Raw genomic sequence first — 16,835 nt, 5'->3', positions numbered from 1 at the left:
TGAACTAAAATCGAAACACTTGCCACAAAAAAACGGAGTCAGCGGCACGAACCTTCTCAGTTCATTTTTAGTTCCCCAATTTTGCTTAATTTATCCGATGCCGCCAAACCATTGGGGTTGCAACCAGGTTCACCTTCTGGAATTTTCAGATTTCTGTCCTGATAAAATTTTTCCCAAAACGCATTGGTTTGTTTGGTTTTCGGATCGATGAAAGTCATTGGTTCTAATTTGAAAATCTGATGATCCCGGAACGCTCTTTCCACAAAATCCGAACAGTAATAGGAATTTTCATTCAAGATGTAATTGAAATTGTACGGTTTCCCAACCAAAGTTTCGGCCGTCGAAATCGCATTGGCAATCGCCGATTGGTATTCGAATTTCAAACGGTAAATATCAATTGTCTGACCCTTTTTCGTCTGTTCTCTCAAAAACCGATTTAATTTTTGTTTCTGAGAACCGCCTTTGGGAGCGGCGTGCAGAACGTATAAATGGTCTTCCTCTCTTTTCACGATTCCGATATGGTCATAAGATGTTTTCTTTTCCGTTTGCGTCACATTGTTGATGGCGCCGGACAGTCCCGTTTCCACAGCCGACACAAAAAGCAAATCGCCGTTTTCCAAAATTGAGGTATTGTAAGTTCTACAACTTAATGTCAACAAGAACAAAAAAAGTAAGAACGATTTTTTCATTTTAGATATTTATTTTAAAATCCAATGCAATCGCTCGATCTTCAAAAATGTTACAATTCGAGGCGATTTCATAATTGCAAAGATAACTGAAGATTAAAATTTCGGACAGCATTAATTGTCATTTTTTTTTGAGTCGCTATTTTCGCCTGTACTTTATCGATTCGTCCTCCAGTCACATTCTTTCGAATTTTAAAAACGATCAACAGGCAACCATCAACCGACAACCAAAAAATCACTATTTTTGTATCCCAAAGTCTATAAAGAATGCCAAAAATATCTCAGCGTGCTCAAAATATGCCCGCTTCTCCTGTAAGAAAACTCGTTCCGTTTGCAACTGCAGCCAAACAAAAAGGCATCAAAGTGTATCACCTCAACATTGGTCAGCCCGATATAGAAACGCCGGAAACTGCGCGGGAAGCGGTCAAAAACAACCATCTGAAAATCTACGAATATGCACTTTCCGAAGGTAATTTGGAATACCGAACGGCGCTGAAAGATTATTATCATTCATTAGGATTTACGGATCTAACTACAGATAATTTCATCGTGACAAATGGCGGTTCAGAAGCCCTTAACTTTGCCATCTCCACCCTCTGCGACGACGGCGACGAAATAATTATTCCGGAACCTTATTATGCCAATTATAACGGATTCGCCGGAACCTTCAACATCAAGGTCGTTGCGGTTCCATCAACGATTGATACCGGTTTTGCTTTGCCATCTATCGCTGAATTTGAAAAAAAAATTACTGAAAAAACCAGAGCTATTATTATTTGTAATCCCGGAAATCCAACGGGTTATCTGTATTCCAGAGGAGAGCTGGAACAGCTGGCTCAAATTGCAAAAAAACACGACATCGTGATTATTTCCGACGAAGTTTACCGAGAATACGTTTATGATGGCGAGAAGCAAATTTCGATGTTAGAATTTTCGGAAGTTTCAGATAATGTGATCGTTATCGATTCAGAATCCAAAAGATATTCGATGTGTGGCGTCAGAATCGGTTGTCTGATTACCCGTTCGAAAAAAATCCACGATGCGGCGATTCTTTTTGCCCAGGCAAGATTGAGTCCGGTTCTTTTGGGACAAATTGCCGCAACGGCTGCTCATAAAAATGATGCTGAATACATCCAAAATGTGCGAGAAGAATATACAAAACGCAGAAATCTTTTGGTCGGATTATTGAATGAGATTCCGGGCGTGATCTGTCCGACTCCGAAAGGTGCATTCTACTGCGGCGTTGAACTACCTGTGGACGATACCGAGAAATTTGCACAATGGCTGCTGGAAAGTTATTCCAACAACAGCGAAACCGTGATGGTGGCGCCGATGGGCGGCTTCTACAGCAATCCAGAATTGGGAAAAAAACAAGTTCGAATTGCCTACGTTTTGAAACAAGAAGATCTGATAAGAAGCGTCGAAATCTTGAAAGATGCCATTCAAAAATATAATTCCGAATCCAATTAAAATAAAAATATTATGATGAAAATACTAAAAACAGGATTGCTACTTTCTGCCTTGTCGATCTTCTTGTTGAGCTGCAAAACATCGGCTCAGAGCAGCACAATCCAATCTGTAACGTACAGCGAAACCTTCGGAAGAGGCGGCGCAACTTCGGTGACGGCTACCAAAGACAGCTTGGAAGCTTCGGCAAGAGGTGGTAAAATGAGTGAATTTCCAAGTTTTAAAAAGAAAATGAGTTCAAAAGACTGGCAAAAACTGATTTCCGGACTTGATATTTCATTGTTGGAGGCAACGAAAAGTGGAGAAAGGCGTGGTCTGTACGACGGATCCGACGAAATTTTCCGGATCAAAACGTCTGAAAAAGAATACGAATTCTACAATGTTCCGGCAGAATCTGCCGGTTACAAACAATTGGAACAATTGAAAAAAGCGCTGAATAATTTAGTCTCGCAAAACAAGCAATGATTCAGGAAAACGTTTCCCTAAAACCTTTCAATACTTTCTGCGTCGATGTTTCTGCACGATTTTTCGCAGAAGTTAGTTCCGTAGAAGAACTCACAGAAATTCTCAACCTTTCAAACGATAAAAAGCCTGTACTCTTTTTAGGCGGCGGAAGTAACATTCTCTTCACCAAAGATTTTGAGGGTTTGATATTGAAATTAAATTTAAGAGGAATCCGCGAAGAAATCATCGATGAAAACGAAATTCTAATCACTGCAAAAGCCGGAGAAAACTGGCATCAATTTGTAACGTATTGCTTGGAAAAAAATTATGGTGGATTAGAAAATCTATCATTAATTCCCGGAAATGTCGGCACGTCGCCGATGCAGAATATAGGTGCTTACGGAACTGAAATCAGGGATGTTTTCGAAAGTTGCAAGGTTCTGAATCTGGAAACTTTAGAAACAGAAATTTTCGATTTGGAACGATGCAGATTTGGCTACCGAGATTCGATTTTCAAACAAGAAGCTAAAGGAAAATATGTGATTCTGGAGGTTACTTTTAGATTAACGCGGAAAAATCATAATATTAATGTTGAATATGGCGCTATTAAAACCGAACTTGAAAATATGGGAATTTCAAATCCTACAATTCAGGAGGTCTCAAAAGCGGTGATCAACATCCGACAAAGCAAACTGCCCGATCCAAAAGTGGTGGGCAACGCCGGAAGTTTCTTTAAAAATCCAACAATTCCTTTAGTTCAATTCGAAGATTTAAAACAAAAATTCGAGACTATTCCCGGTTATCCAAATGGCGATTTTGTGAAAGTTCCTGCTGGCTGGCTGATTGAACAAACTGGCTGGAAAGGAAAACAGATTGGAAATGTGGCTTCGCACAAATTGCAGGCTCTCGTCATCATCAATGCCACCGGAAATGCTACTGGCAAAGAAATTTTTGATTTCTCGACAATGATTATTGATTCTGTGAAGGAAAAATATGGGATTGAGCTGGAACGCGAAGTGAATATTATTTAAGTTTCAATTTTCAATTGAGAAGAATAAGATATGATTCTTCATGGACTATTAAAGAATCTTTTAAATGATTTTTAATGAATGCGTCTATTTGCAGGGTAAAAATAATCTCTTAAAAAATCTCACAAAAATTTTTAAGAAAATTATAATGCAAAATAGGTATAAACTATCGTTTTTACGAAGAGAAAATTGTAATTTTATTATCTTACTAATTTAAAAAATATGAAAGTAGATATTTGGAGCGACACGCGTTGTCCGTTTTGTTTTATAGGCAAAAAAAATTTCGAAAAAGCACTGCAAAACTTTGCACATCGGGAACACATCGAGGTCAATTGGCACTCTTTCCAATTGGATCCCCACTTGAAAACCGATCTCAGCAAAAATCATTACGAATACCTTTCCCAAGTCAAAGGTCTCCCGATGCAACAAGTGAGGCAGATGCACGAAAACCTAATCCAGGCGGGGAAAAATTCGGGTATTGATTTCAATTTTGATGAAGTGAAGGTTTCCAATTCGTTCAAAAGTCAAATGCTGGTACAACTGGCGAAGAAGAAAGGGAAAGCTTCAGAAATGGAAGAATTACTTTTCGAAGCTTATTTTATCCACGGAAAAGATATTGATAATGTGGAAGTTCTGGCAGAAATCGGTGGTAAAGTTGGATTTTCAAAAGAAGAAATCGAAAATGCAGTAAATTCCGACCAATTGTCGGAACTTGTAAACCACGATATTTCAGAAGCTTCAAATCTTGGAATCCGAGGCGTTCCGTTTTTTGTTTTCAATCAGAAATATGCCGTTTCCGGAGCGCAACCCACGCATCTTTTCGCCGAAGCTTTGGAAAAAAGTTGGTCAGAATTTTCTGAGAACCATTCAAAATTAAACATTCTCGAAGAAGGCGATTCTTGCGGCATTGAAGGAAATTGTTAAAAACTAATCAATGAAAATCGCAGTTTTGGGCGCCGGAAATATGGGGATTTCGTTTTCAAGATCATTCTTGAAATATGAATTGCTAAAACCACAAAATCTTCACCTGATCACAAGAAACGAGGCCAAAAAAGTTCAGCTGAAAGAATCTTTTCCCGACTCTGAAATTTCCTTTTTTGGGGAAATCAAAAAGCTGGAAGCAGATTTAATTATCATCGCTGTGAAACCTCAAGATTTTGCTTTTGTAGCTGAGAATTTAACTTTCAAACTTTCGGAAAAATCTTTGGTTTTATCTATAATGGCAGGGATTTCTATTGAGAAAATCCAGAAACTTCTCGATCATAAATTCGTTGTTCGGGCGATGCCCAATTCCCCTGCTCTATTGGGAATGGGAATTACGGGTTACACGGCCGCTGAAGGCATTTCTTTTTCCGAGTTAATGAATGTTGAACGCCTTTTAAATTCCACCGGACGCGCCGTCTATCTGGAAGATGAAAGTCTGTTGGACGGCGTCACGGCGCTTTCCGGGAGCGGACCGGCCTATTTCTACTACATCGTTGATGCGATGATAAAAGCTGGTACGGAAATGGGAATCGATGAGAATCTGTCTAAATTGTTCGTAAAACAGACGATGTTGGGCGCTTATCACCTCATCAATAATTCGGATAAATCTTTGGAAGAACTCATAAAAGATGTAGCATCAAAAGGCGGAACCACTGAAGCCGCCTTGAAAATCTTTGAGGAAAAGGAATTAAAATCCATATTGAAAAAAGGAATCTTGGCCGCCGAAAATCGCGCTAAGGAACTGAATAAATAATTTGCGCCGTTATCATTTATCAAAAAAAGTTGCGGTAAAAAAGAAACCCGTCGCATTTACCTATTGACAATCCGTCTTATTTTTCTTATATTCGTTAAAAGATAAAAGATCCGATGATCTACGATTTAGAAAAAGAAAATAAGGAAATCCTTAGCCGATATAAAGACCTCATTTCCAATACCTACCGCACGCTGGATGAGGAGCAAAACAAGTTGATCCGCAAAGCCTTTGACATCGCTCTGGACGCGCACAAAGACCAAAGGAGAAAAAGCGGCGAACCATACATCTATCATCCGATAGAGGTGGCCAAAATAGTGGCGAACGAAGTGGGATTGGGCGCTACCAGCATTGCCTGCGCATTGCTGCACGACGTGATTGAGGATTCGGAATACACCTACGAAGATCTACTTAAAATCTTTGGCAAAACCATTGCCGACATCGTCAGCGGCCTGACAAAGATCTCTGCGATGAACCAGCAGAACATCTCCGTCCAGTCCGAAAATTACAGAAAACTGCTCCTCACGCTGTCTGAGGATTTTCGCGTCATCCTCATCAAAATTGCGGACAGGCTGCACAACATGAGAACGCTGGAAAGCATGCATCCGGCAAAGCAGAAAAAAATTGCAGCGGAAACCATCTATATCTATGCGCCGCTTGCCCATAGATTGGGGCTCTACTCCATCAAGTCTGAGTTGGAAGATCTTTCTCTAAAATACAGCAATCCGGAAGTTTACAACGAAATCTTAACAAAGCTGGAAACCGCCAAAGAAGTTCGGGAAAAATATGTAGAGGAATTCACCAAAGAAGTTTCCGAACAGCTGAAGGAGGAAAATCTAAACTTTACGATTAAAGGTCGGGCGAAGGCCATCAGCTCAATCTACCGCAAAATGCTGAAGCAAAATGTAAGTTTTGAGGAAGTTTATGACAATTATGCCATCCGAATCATCTACAAATCGGACCGCAGAAATGAAAAATTTCTTGCCTGGAAAATCTATTCTATCGTAACGGATCTTTACCAAAGCAATCCATCGCGGATGCGCGACTGGATCTCGCAACCCAGATCGACGGGCTACGAAAGTCTCCATCTCACCGTGATGGGTCCCGATAAAAAATGGATCGAAGTGCAGATACGATCCGAGAGGATGAACGAGATTGCGGAAAAAGGCGTCGCAGCCCATTACAAATATAAAGAAGGCTACCGCAAAAGCAACGATGATCAGCGCTTCGAAAGCTGGGTGGCAGAGATTCGCGAGGTCCTGGAGCAGCAGCAAAATCTAAGTACATCCGAACTGCTGGACAATATCAAATTAAACCTCTATTCCAAAGAAGTTTTCGTCTTCACGCCGAAAGGTGAAATCAAAATCCTGCCCACCGGCGCGACGGCGCTGGATTTCGCATTTGCTGTACACTCCGATCTCGGCACCAAATGTCTCGGAGCCAAAATCAACGGAAAATTGGTACCCATAAGCTATGTTCTTCAGAACGGTGATCAGGTGGACATCCTCTCTTCTCAGAATCAAAAACCAAAAGCAGACTGGCTGGAGTTTGTGGTGACTTCCAAAGCCAAATCAAAAATAAAAAACATCTTAAACTCCGAAAGAAATCAAAACACGGCAGAAGGAAAAGAAATACTGCAAAGAAAAATGCGCCACGCCAAGTTGAATTTTTCTGAAGAGGAAATCAACGGTCTGCAAAAATTTTTGAACCTGAAAACGTCTCAGGACCTGTACCTCGGTTTCCAAAATGGAACTTTCGATATTGGCGATATCAAAAGGTATGCAGACGGCAAGAGCATTCTCAGCAATATCTTTCAGCGATTCAGAAAATCTAACAAAGAGGAATATGCCGAAAAGGCAGATTCTAATCTGGATATGATTGTCTTTGGCAAAGACGAGGAAAAACTGAATTATTCCTTCGCAAAATGCTGCACGGTGATTCCGGGCGATAAGATTTTCGGATTCATTACCATTTCCGACGGCATCAAAATCCATAATGACAATTGCCCCAACGCCATCAACCTGAGAGCAAATTACGATTACCGCGTGCTCCAAGCCAAATGGGTGAATGCTGAAAGTTTCAAAAACCGGGTCAAAATCGAGATCGAAGGGCTGGACAGGATTGGAATGATCAACGACATTACGGCGGTCATCAGCGGCTCTATGAATATGGACATGAAAAGTATGAGTATTGCCTCTAACGACGGGATTTTCACAGGAAACATCAACCTTGAAGTGAAAAATAAAAGCCAGCTGGAAGAGACTTTCAAACAACTGAAAAGCATCAATGGCGTTTCTAAGGTGAAGCGTTTATAGCGATCGGTTTTCCCGAAAAATCTACAAAATTGAGCTTAAAAAAAAACAAAAACCTCTCGGCATTTTTCTGCGAAAGGTTTTGTGGAGCTAATCTCTTTTGGAAGCGTTTTTCTTTTCTCTTTTGGCCTCCTTTTTTTCTTTTGGCGTTTTCAGTGGCTCTTTTTTCACCGCTTTTTTGACGTCTTGACCTTTTGCCATATTGCTATATTTTTAGAGTTGGTTGCTTTTTGTATTGTAAATATAATATTTTTTTGGGAATTAAATAAGTTTGATTGCCATTAAAATTCGTTGATCGTTCTCATTTCGTCGCGGACAATCTTCTCGAGTTTCACTTTTTTGATGGCAAGGTTGAGTTCATTCCCCATTAAAACCAAAAATACATTCACGTTTACCCAAACCATTACCAAAATAATGGAACCAATGGAGCCGTAAAGTACGTTGTATTTTGCAATATCGGCGACGTAAATTGCGAAAAAATACGTGAGCAGCACGAACAGAACCGTCGTGAGGAGCGCACCGGGAAGCGCTTCCCTTATTCTTGTAATCTTGAGGCAGCCCACCCAGTAAAACAAAGCCAGCAAAACAAAATAGAAAACAGGGAAGGAAACAAAGCTTATGATTTTGGTCAAGTTTCTGGTAAACCAACTGATGTCGTAGGTCGGCGTGTAGAGTTTCAGCACCACCTCGCTGTAATAGATGCCGAAAATCGAAAGGCAAACGAAGGTAAGGAAACAAATGGTGACCAGCATCGCCAACAGATATTCCTTCACAAAACCTCTTTGCAATTCGGTGTTTCTGTTGAAACCATTGATCAGGGTAAAACACCCGTTGGTCGCAAATACGAAGGACAAAAGTATCGTGAGATTACTGATGGATTTCATATTCGGGATGATGTTTTCTTGGATATAGGTCGTCACATCGCTTTGCATGTGCGAGGGAAAAATCCTTGGCATCAGAACTTCGAAAATGTAGAACTGGAGCTTGTCGTAATGAGGCATATAGGGCAAAACCGAGAGGAAGAAGAGAATCATAGGGAAAAGGCTGAGGAAAAAGTTCCACGAAATGCTGGCAGCCTGCCTTCCTAAAGGGTTTTTGAAGATCGCATCGGAATAGATGGAGAACATCTCCCAAAGAGAAATCCCTAAACCCGGAATATGAATCCCATCAAAAAAGTTTCTGATTTTCCAGAAAAACCGCCGAATTCTTTTTGCCATTCGTTTTATCTTTGCTGCACAAATATAGTAAATGCGTATTAATTTAATCTGCATCGGGAAAACCGATGACCCTGAAATCATCGCTCTCATCAAATATTATCTTCCCAGGATCCCAAAACATTGGAATTTTGAGCTTATCGAATTGCCGGATATTAAGAATGCAAAAAATCTTACATCGGCTCAAATAAAGAAAGAAGAAGCCAAATTATTTCTGAATCAAATTGAAACGGGCGAACTCGTAATCCTTCTCGACGAAAAAGGAAAGCAGTACAGCAGTCGCGCATTTTCCGAGAAAATGGAGGCTTGGCTGGGAACTTCTGTGAAGAAAATTAATTTTCTGGTGGGTGGCGCTTATGGTTTTTCCGACGAAATCTATCAAAGATCTAACGAGAAAATCTCTTTGTCGAAAATGACTTTCACGCATCAGATGATTCGCCTTTTTTTCGTAGAACAAATTTATAGAGCTGCGACAATCCTGCAGGGAAAGCCTTATCATAACGACTAAGCTGATAATGGATGAATGATTTTTATGAAGAGAATTATCAAGCTGGTGGTTTATTCACAACTTTTTTGGCAAGCTCGGCCAACAGACCTCCTAAAAGAAATCCGACCGCCGCACCGAATGCAATATCTAAAGGAAAATGAACACCGAGATAAATGCGACTGTAAGCAACAATACTCGCCCAAACGAATAAAATATAAGGCAGATATTTGTATTTCTTTCCGATCATGATCGTAAGAAAACTGAATAGGAAAAAGGAATTGGAAGAATGACCCGAATAAAAGCCGTACTTGCCTCCGCAAAGTACCAAGCGCATCCGATGCATCAAAGACTCGGTGTGGCAAGGCCGCAATCTGTGGATGCCGTGCTTGAAAATGTTCGCCAACTGATCGGATATTGTGATGCCAATAGCAACAAAAAGAAGGATGAATATTAACTTTCTGAGCGGGAAACTTTTGTAAAGCAAATATAATAATATCGCATAAAACGGTATCCAAATCCATTTTTCGCTCACAGTAATCCAAAAAGGATCGAAAACAGAATTGCCCAATCCGTTGAGGAAAAGAAGAAGTTGCTGGTCTTTTTCAATCAATCCATTCATATTCTATCGGCTTACAGGTCCTTGGTGTGTTTCGTCGTCGGAAAGGTCAATTTTTGGCTTTTCATCGGCTGCGGAATGCGGTTTATTGGCGACCGGATTGTAATCTTGCACAGACTTTTTGACGTTATCAATTTCTTTTTTGATTTCGGAAAGAGGATTGTCGCCTTCTTTCATAATTTCGGTTTTGATATCGTCTACCGCGCCTCGCATCTTGCGCACCCCTTCGCCCAGACCTCTTGCGATCTCGGGTAATTTATCGGGGCCGAACAAAACGACGATTGCCAAGGCAATCATCAGCATTTCTCCAATACTCAATTCCATTTGACAAAATTAAGAAAGTTTATAAATCTAACAGACATTGCTTGCTATAATTTTATCATAAATAGATTACCAAAAGGATTTTGAAGATTAAGAAAAACTTTACTCCATTATCGTTTTGTTAATATAATAAAGTTTCAAGTCCGGACAAGCGGTCAAGCGTCTGCCAAAAAAAAGAACTCCCAATGAAAATTGAGAGCTCTTTTGCATAGTTTAAATATTTTTTATTTGACAGCCACCAACTTTTCAGATGACGATTTTCCGGTGACTTTGTCTTCTTTTTTCTTTCCTCGCAGGAAGTCATAAGCCGTAGCCGAGGCTATAAAAATCGATGAATAGGTTCCGAATCCGATGCCGAGCAACAAACAGAACATAAAGCCTCTCAAATTGTCGCCACCGAAAATGAAAATCGCAAGGATGACCAAAATCGTGGTGAAAGACGTGTTGAAGGTTCTACCAATCGTGCTGGAAATGGAATCATCAAACAATCCTGCCAGTGTCAACGCTTTTTTCTCGCGAAGGTATTCGCGGATTCTGTCGAAGATGATGACCGTATCGTTGATGGAATATCCTATGACCGTAAGTATCGCAGCAATGAAATCTTGATTGATCTCCATATTGAAAGGCATTACCTTGTAGAATAACGAATAAACCCCCAGGATTACTACCGTATCGTGGAAGAGCGCAGCAACTGCTCCGAGTGAGAATTGCCACTTGTCGAATCTCAACAAGATATAGATGAAAATTCCTAATAAAGAAGCGGCAACGGCCAACATACCGCCCGTCTGGATGTCGTCTGCCACCGTTGGCCCCACTTTGCTTGAGGAAATAATACCGGCATTACCTTTGTCTGCAGATTTGAACTCGGCCAGACTCATCCCGGCGGGCAATTCGGATTTAACCCCTTCGTAAATTTTTCGTTCCACGGTTTGATCCGCTGCAAGAGACTCGTCATCAACCAAATAGTCTGTGGTGATTTTCAATTGCGAAGAATTCCCGAAAGTTTTAGCTTCGATGGAGTTGTTTTTGCCATCATTGGTCTGCATCAGTTTTGCAATATTCTCCTCTATCTTATTGGCATCCACGGGTTTTTCAAATCGGACAACGTAGTTGCGCCCGCCGGTAAAATCGATACCGTATTTGAAACCGTTGATAGCGATGGAAGCGATTGAAATGACCATCAAAATTCCCGAAAAATAGTAGGCATATTTTCTTTTTCCGATAAAATCGATCCAAGTATTGCGGAAGAGATTCTTAGTCGGTGCCGTCCAGACAGAAAGTGACTTACCCTTACTCAGTCTGCTAAAAATCATTATTCTCGATAATAAAACCGAGGTGAATAAGGTCATTATCAAACCAATCATAAGCGTCACTGCAAAACCTTTGATAGGTCCCGTACCGAAGATATAAAGAATCAAAGCGGTAATGAAAGTGGTCGCGTGACCATCGAGGATGGCAGAAATTGCGTGCTTGAAACCATCTTTATAAGCGTCCAGAATATTTTTTCCGCGGAAGAGTTCTTCTTTGGTTCTTTCGTAAATAATAACGTTCGCATCTACGGCCAGCGCCATCGATAATACGATACCTGCGATACCGGGAAGCGTCAAGGTCGCGTCCAGCGAATCCATAATTCCGAAGATATAGAACAAGTTGATAATCATCGCAATAACGGCAAATATGCCGGCACCGCCGTAATAGAAAACGATGTAAACGATGATGATGGCAAAAGCAATGAGAAAAGAAGTAATTCCGGCATTGATGGATTCGGCACCCAAAGACGGGCCCACCACCTCTGCCTGCACGATTTTTGCCCCGGCGGGTAATTTGCCGGCGCCCAGAACGTCCACTAAGTCCTTCGCTTCTTCCTGAGTGAAATTTCCCGAGATTTGGGTTCTTCCGTTGGGAATCACCTCGTTTACTGTAGGAGCTGTGTAAACTCTGTTGTCCAAAGTTACCGCCACCACTTTTCCTTTATTTTTCTCCGTCATGGCTTTCCAGTCGCGCGCGCCTTGGGAGTCCATCTGCATATCTACCACGATACGCCCCAGCTGGTCGTAGTTGATGTTTGCCGATTCTACGGCACCGTCCACCGGTGCTTTCTGCGTAATGTTTCCGCGAATGGCGTAGAGAACCAAGCTGTTGGGAGAAGTAGATTCGGGCTTGTAGCCCCACATAAACTGGGTATATTTTAAATTAATAGGTCTTGCTTTGATGGCAATTTCACAATTAAGCAACTTATTCACAACGGCGGTGTCGGACAATTTTACATTCGCCACGGCATTTCCGGGTGTGGAATTCAGCTGAATCAAGTTCATCAGATTCGTCGATTTTGCGACGCCGATAGAATCGCCTTTGGTTTTCACCAGCTGATCGAGTTGAGAGAAATAGGGAACGACTTCCTGCGCCAGCTGCACTTCCCAAAACTGTAGTTTTGCAGAAGTCTGGAGCATTTTTTTTACCCGATCTATATCTTTGATTCCGGGCATTTCCACCAAAATCCTTCCGGTGCCGGGAACTCTCTGGACGTTGGGTTGCGTCACACCCATTTTGTCGATACGGGTTCTGAGAACTTCGTAAGCTGTCCCGACCGAGGCGTCAATTTTTTTTCTGACAATGTTTTTGACTTGCTCGTCCGGCGTATTGAATTTGATCTCAGAGAGATTGGTGTTTCCAAATATTTCTGGATCTGCCAGTTTCAGGTTGGTTCCTTTTTCTTTGTTGACGGCTTCAAACTGTATGAAGAAGTCCTCGATGTACTGCTTGCTCGAGTTTTTCTGCACTTTGTCGGTTCTGTTGAGCGCTTCTATCAGAGTAGCATTTGTAGAGTAATTGCTAAGATCGTTTACCAAATCTCTTTGGTTGATCTCCAATAGTACGTTGATACCACCTTTCAAGTCCAGTCCGAGTTTCATCTCTTTCTGTTTTGCAGACGTGTAATCCAGTTTTGTAAAACCGAGATTAAGAGTGTCCTTAGAAAGTCTTGCGAGCTCAGCTTGGTATTTCACCGGATTTTCCCCTGCGATGGCCTTTGCTTCATTCTCTATTTTGTTGGCATAGAAAGATGGCAGAAGCTCATTAAGGCAAATTAATCCAAGAACGATGGCAACTAATGTAACGAGTCCTTTTCCTTGCATTGTCTTACGATATATATAAATTAGGTCGGCAAATATAACGATTTATCACGGAAATAAGAATTTGAAAATGAGAAATCTGTATTATTCCTCTTCGATTAATTTTAAAATGCTTTCTTTAATAAAAAATGTGGTGAAATTTCCCCCGTTCCATTCACATTAAAAGGCCTTCCAGAGATTATCCAAAAGGCCTTTTATTTTATTATTCAATAAATTTCTATTTGCTCCAGTTCACTCTTGTTGTTTTGACATCGTGAGAATTGCTGCCAATCATAATATCGAAATCGCCGGCTTCCCAATCGTACTTCAATTGATTGTTGTAGAATTTAAGATCTTCGGGCGAAATTTTGAAAGTTACTTTTTTGCTTTCGCCTGCTTTCAAATATACTTTTTGGAAACCTTTCAGCTCTTTGACAGGTCTTGTGATGCTGCCAACCAAATCTCGGATGTATAGCTGAACCACCTCAGCGCCGTCGTATTTTCCATTATTCGTCAACGTGACACTGGCCTCGATCGCGGTGTTTCCTGTCGGTTTTGCATTGCTGACCGAAACATCAGAATATCCAAAGGTCGTATAACTCAATCCAAATCCGAAAGGATAAAGCGGTGTGTTGCACTCGTCCAGATAGTTGGAACGGAATTTCTCGAACTTGCATTTTTCCGTATTTTCCAAACTCAACGGGCGACCGGTATTTTTCGCATTGTAATAAAGCGGAACTTGGCCCACGCTTCTTGGGAACGTCATCGGTAACTTTCCGGACGGATTTACTTTTCCGTACAGTACGTCCGAAATTGCGTAACCAGCCATGCTTCCCGGGAACCAAACATTCAGAATAGCATCTGCCAGCTGGGATTCTTCCGTCAAAACCAACGGACGACCTGTGAATAAAACGATAACGATTGGTTTGCCGGTTTTTTTAAGTTCTCTCAACAATTCTTTTTGAGTTTCCGGAATTCCGATATCGGTTCTGGAACTAGATTCGCCGCTCATTTCGGCACTTTCTCCGATGGCAAGAAGGACGACGTCTGCTTGGTTGGCAATGGCTATCGCTTCTTTTCTTATCTGATCTGCCGGCCGATTATCTCTGCCCGCCGATTTGCCAAACATCGAGACTTTTTCTTCCATTTCTGCAGATTCGTAGATGTTGCTTCCTTTTGCATACAGAAATTTCACATTTTTTCCAACAGATTCTTTAAGACCTCTCAGCAGCGAAATAGAATTGGCGTGCTTCGCGGCAACGCTCCAAGTACCGGGCATGTTCACGGCATTGTCGCCCAAAGGCCCGATGACGGCCACGGTTCCGGATTTCTGCAACGGAAGAACCTGCTTGTTATTTTTAAGAAGAACCATGGATTGAGAAGAAATCGTTTTGGCTGCCTCCAGATTTTTTGGACTGAAAACCTCTCTCTGGGCTCTTTTGGAATCGGTATATTTATAAGGATCATCAAAAAGACCGAGGTCGTATTTGGCTTCCAGAATTCTTCTTGCAGCATCGGTCACTGCTTGTTCCGTTACTTTTCCTTCGGAAATCGATTTTTTCAAAGTTTTCAAAAAACCCTCGCCCACCATATCCATATCGACTCCGGCATTAATAGCTAAAGCAGACACTTCTTGCAAATCGCCCATTCCGTGGTCAATCATCTCATTGATCCCGGTGTAATCTGTGACCACAAAACCTTTGAAATTCCATTGTTTTCTTAAAACATCCGTTAGCAGCCATTTGTTTCCCGTTGCCGGAATGCCGTCTATCTCATTGAACGAAGCCATCACCGAGCCCGCGCCAGCTTCAACAGCCGCTTTGTAAGGTGGAAAATAGGTGTTGTACATTTGCAAATGACTCATATCCACCGTATTATAATCTCTACCACCTTCCGCAGCACCATAAAGCGCAAAATGTTTTACGCAAGCGAGCATAGTGTTTTTCTTGGCAAGATCGTCCCCTTGATAGCCATAAACCATCGCTTTTGCGATCTCGCTTCCCAAATAGGGATCTTCGCCGGCACCTTCGGAAACCCTGCCCCACCGCGGATCTCTGGAAATATCGACCATCGGCGAGAAGGTCCAGTTGATGCCGTCGGCAGTGGCTTCCTGAGCAGCAATCTGAGCAGAGCGCTGGATCAAATCTGTGTCCCAAGACGAGGCTAAGCCCAACGGAATTGGAAATGAGGTTTCATAGCCGTGGATCACGTCCATTCCGAAAATCATTGGAATCTTCAGTCGGCTTTTTTCTACTGCCACTTTCTGAACCTCGCGGATTTTATCAACCCCTTTGATATTAAATAATCCGCCAACCAAGCCTTGTTCCACTTTTTTACCGATGTCGGAGCTCTGTGCCTGCCCCGTTGTAAAATCGCCTGAAGAAGGCAGATTGAGCTGTCCGATTTTCTCATCCAAAGTCATTTTGGAAATCAGATTGTCGATAAAAGCTTTTTTCTTGGATTGATATGGAGCCGACTGGTAAGACTGGGCAGGTTTGGATATAATATTCTGCGCCAAAAAGAATGGCGAAAGTGCCAATGCAGCCAGGATTGCAAATTTTTTCATATAAATTATATATTTTAATTTTTAACTTCAATGATCGATTGAGACAGCATCCATTGCCACAATTTGGGATCGGAGTAAGTGGAATCCCAAGAATTGTGATTATCGTTCGGGAAAATGGTGAGTTCTGCTTTGGGGTTGATGGGATGCAGTTTTTGATAAAAGTTGAAAGCATTTTCCGGAAGAACAACATCGTCCATCCCGCCGTGGAATAATTTGATATTGAGATCTTTGTAATTCTGAATAGTGGCCTGCATCATGCGGTCTGTTGGAGCACAGATTGCGGCAACTGCGGCAAACATTTCCGGATGCTCGCCTGCCAGTTTCAAAGTTCCCCAGCCGCCCATCGACAGACCTGTGAGGTAGATTCTTGCTTTATCGATTTTGTACTTTTCCGAGATTTCCTTAATCAGAAAATAGATTTGAGTGGTATCCCACCAAGTGTTTTCCGGACATTGAGGCGCCAAGATGGCAACGGGTTCCGGGATCAAACTTTTGTACGTAAAAGGACTGTGAACTTTAATCATTTCCAAATTAGTGCCTCTTTCTCCCGAACCGTGAAGAAATACAATTAACGGTATTTTGGATTTAACATTTGGCGGCATATCCAAGATATAGGATAATTTGGCTTGAATCTTTACTTCTTTGTTGAACTCGGATTTGATTTCCTGCGCTGTGGCAAAAGGAAAAATGCAAATTAAAAGTAAAAAAGCAAGTAATTTCTGTCTTAAATTCATTTTATTGGATTTTTGATTTGTTTTTTCTAATACTCTCTAACGCGTTTATTTGTTGCATCGTCTGAATTTTTTTTACGGAGCGCTCCTCCGGCGTACGCGCGCTACTTCTTTTCAG

Annotated in this window: 14 protein-coding genes; 7 read left to right on the top strand and 7 right to left on the bottom strand. The window is 41.5% G+C overall.

The genetic code is table 11. The annotated features are described in order from the left end of the window. Positions 1 to 56 precede the first annotated feature (56 nt). Positions 57 to 689, bottom strand: coding sequence for a YiiX/YebB-like N1pC/P60 family cysteine hydrolase (locus tag DTW91_RS06590; RefSeq protein WP_125202594.1), 633 nt, complete (start codon positions 687 to 689; stop codon positions 57 to 59). Between the two features lie 264 nt (positions 690 to 953). Between DTW91_RS06590 and DTW91_RS06585 the strand changes: the two genes are divergently transcribed. From DTW91_RS06585 to DTW91_RS06560, 6 genes are all read left to right on the top strand, one after another. After that, the gene (locus tag DTW91_RS06585; RefSeq protein ID WP_125202593.1) at positions 954 to 2,156 is read left to right on the top strand and encodes a pyridoxal phosphate-dependent aminotransferase; all 1,203 of its coding nucleotides are present in this window, start codon (positions 954 to 956) and stop codon (positions 2,154 to 2,156) included. A gap of 12 nt (positions 2,157 to 2,168) precedes the next feature. Next, positions 2,169 to 2,618: a hypothetical protein gene (locus DTW91_RS06580; protein ID WP_125202592.1), complete on the top strand. Its 450-nt coding sequence runs from the start codon at positions 2,169 to 2,171 to the stop codon at positions 2,616 to 2,618. Then, positions 2,615 to 3,628 carry a UDP-N-acetylmuramate dehydrogenase gene (gene murB / locus DTW91_RS06575; protein WP_125202591.1) on the top strand — a complete coding sequence of 338 codons (1,014 nt, stop codon included), beginning with the start codon at positions 2,615 to 2,617 and terminating at the stop codon, positions 3,626 to 3,628. Before DTW91_RS06580 ends, murB begins: the two co-directional genes overlap by 4 nt. A gap of 219 nt (positions 3,629 to 3,847) precedes the next feature. Further along, positions 3,848 to 4,549 (top strand): DsbA family protein, encoded by a 702-nt coding sequence (locus DTW91_RS06570; protein ID WP_125202590.1) that lies wholly within the window; start codon positions 3,848 to 3,850, stop codon positions 4,547 to 4,549. A 10-nt stretch (positions 4,550 to 4,559) separates the two neighbouring features. Further along, entirely contained in the window at positions 4,560 to 5,363 is an 804-nt protein-coding gene (proC, locus tag DTW91_RS06565) for a pyrroline-5-carboxylate reductase (RefSeq protein ID WP_125202589.1), read from the top strand. A gap of 113 nt (positions 5,364 to 5,476) precedes the next feature. Next, positions 5,477 to 7,675, top strand: a complete 2,199-nt coding sequence (locus tag DTW91_RS06560; protein ID WP_125202588.1) for a RelA/SpoT family protein — start codon at positions 5,477 to 5,479, stop codon at positions 7,673 to 7,675. Between the two features lie 278 nt (positions 7,676 to 7,953). On the opposite strand, the gene DTW91_RS06550 is transcribed toward DTW91_RS06560, so the two are convergent. After that, the gene (locus DTW91_RS06550) at positions 7,954 to 8,889 is read right to left on the bottom strand and encodes a YihY/virulence factor BrkB family protein (RefSeq protein WP_125202586.1); all 936 of its coding nucleotides are present in this window, start codon (positions 8,887 to 8,889) and stop codon (positions 7,954 to 7,956) included. Between the two features lie 31 nt (positions 8,890 to 8,920). Between DTW91_RS06550 and DTW91_RS06545 the strand changes: the two genes are divergently transcribed. Further along, positions 8,921 to 9,394 carry a 23S rRNA (pseudouridine(1915)-N(3))-methyltransferase RlmH gene (locus DTW91_RS06545; RefSeq protein ID WP_125202585.1) on the top strand — a complete coding sequence of 158 codons (474 nt, stop codon included), beginning with the start codon at positions 8,921 to 8,923 and terminating at the stop codon, positions 9,392 to 9,394. A 37-nt stretch (positions 9,395 to 9,431) separates the two neighbouring features. Here DTW91_RS06545 and DTW91_RS06540 read toward each other — a convergent pair whose 3' ends face one another. The 5 genes from DTW91_RS06540 to DTW91_RS06520 all read right to left on the bottom strand — a co-directional run bounded on the left by DTW91_RS06540 (position 9,432) and on the right by DTW91_RS06520 (position 16,720). Continuing rightward, complete coding sequence (locus DTW91_RS06540) at positions 9,432 to 9,992, bottom strand: phosphatase PAP2 family protein (protein ID WP_125202584.1); 561 nt, start codon at positions 9,990 to 9,992, stop codon at positions 9,432 to 9,434. Positions 9,993 to 9,995: 3 nt separating this feature from the next. After that, on the bottom strand, positions 9,996 to 10,313 hold the full coding sequence (locus tag DTW91_RS06535) for a twin-arginine translocase TatA/TatE family subunit (RefSeq protein WP_125202583.1): 318 nt from the start codon (positions 10,311 to 10,313) through the stop codon (positions 9,996 to 9,998). A gap of 221 nt (positions 10,314 to 10,534) precedes the next feature. After that, positions 10,535 to 13,444 carry a protein translocase subunit SecD gene (gene secD, locus DTW91_RS06530; protein ID WP_125202582.1) on the bottom strand — a complete coding sequence of 970 codons (2,910 nt, stop codon included), beginning with the start codon at positions 13,442 to 13,444 and terminating at the stop codon, positions 10,535 to 10,537. Positions 13,445 to 13,658: 214 nt separating this feature from the next. After that, positions 13,659 to 15,986: a beta-glucosidase BglX gene (bglX, locus tag DTW91_RS06525; protein ID WP_125202581.1), complete on the bottom strand. Its 2,328-nt coding sequence runs from the start codon at positions 15,984 to 15,986 to the stop codon at positions 13,659 to 13,661. A gap of 14 nt (positions 15,987 to 16,000) precedes the next feature. Continuing rightward, complete coding sequence (locus DTW91_RS06520) at positions 16,001 to 16,720, bottom strand: prolyl oligopeptidase family serine peptidase (protein WP_125202580.1); 720 nt, start codon at positions 16,718 to 16,720, stop codon at positions 16,001 to 16,003. Between the last annotated feature and the right edge of the window lie 115 nt (positions 16,721 to 16,835).

The organism is Chryseobacterium sp. SC28 (assembly GCF_003932955.1).
Taxonomy (GTDB): Bacteria; Bacteroidota; Bacteroidia; order Flavobacteriales; family Weeksellaceae; genus Epilithonimonas.
The sequence above is the reverse complement of the archived record's forward strand: the minus strand, read 5'-3'. Positions and strand labels throughout refer to the sequence as shown.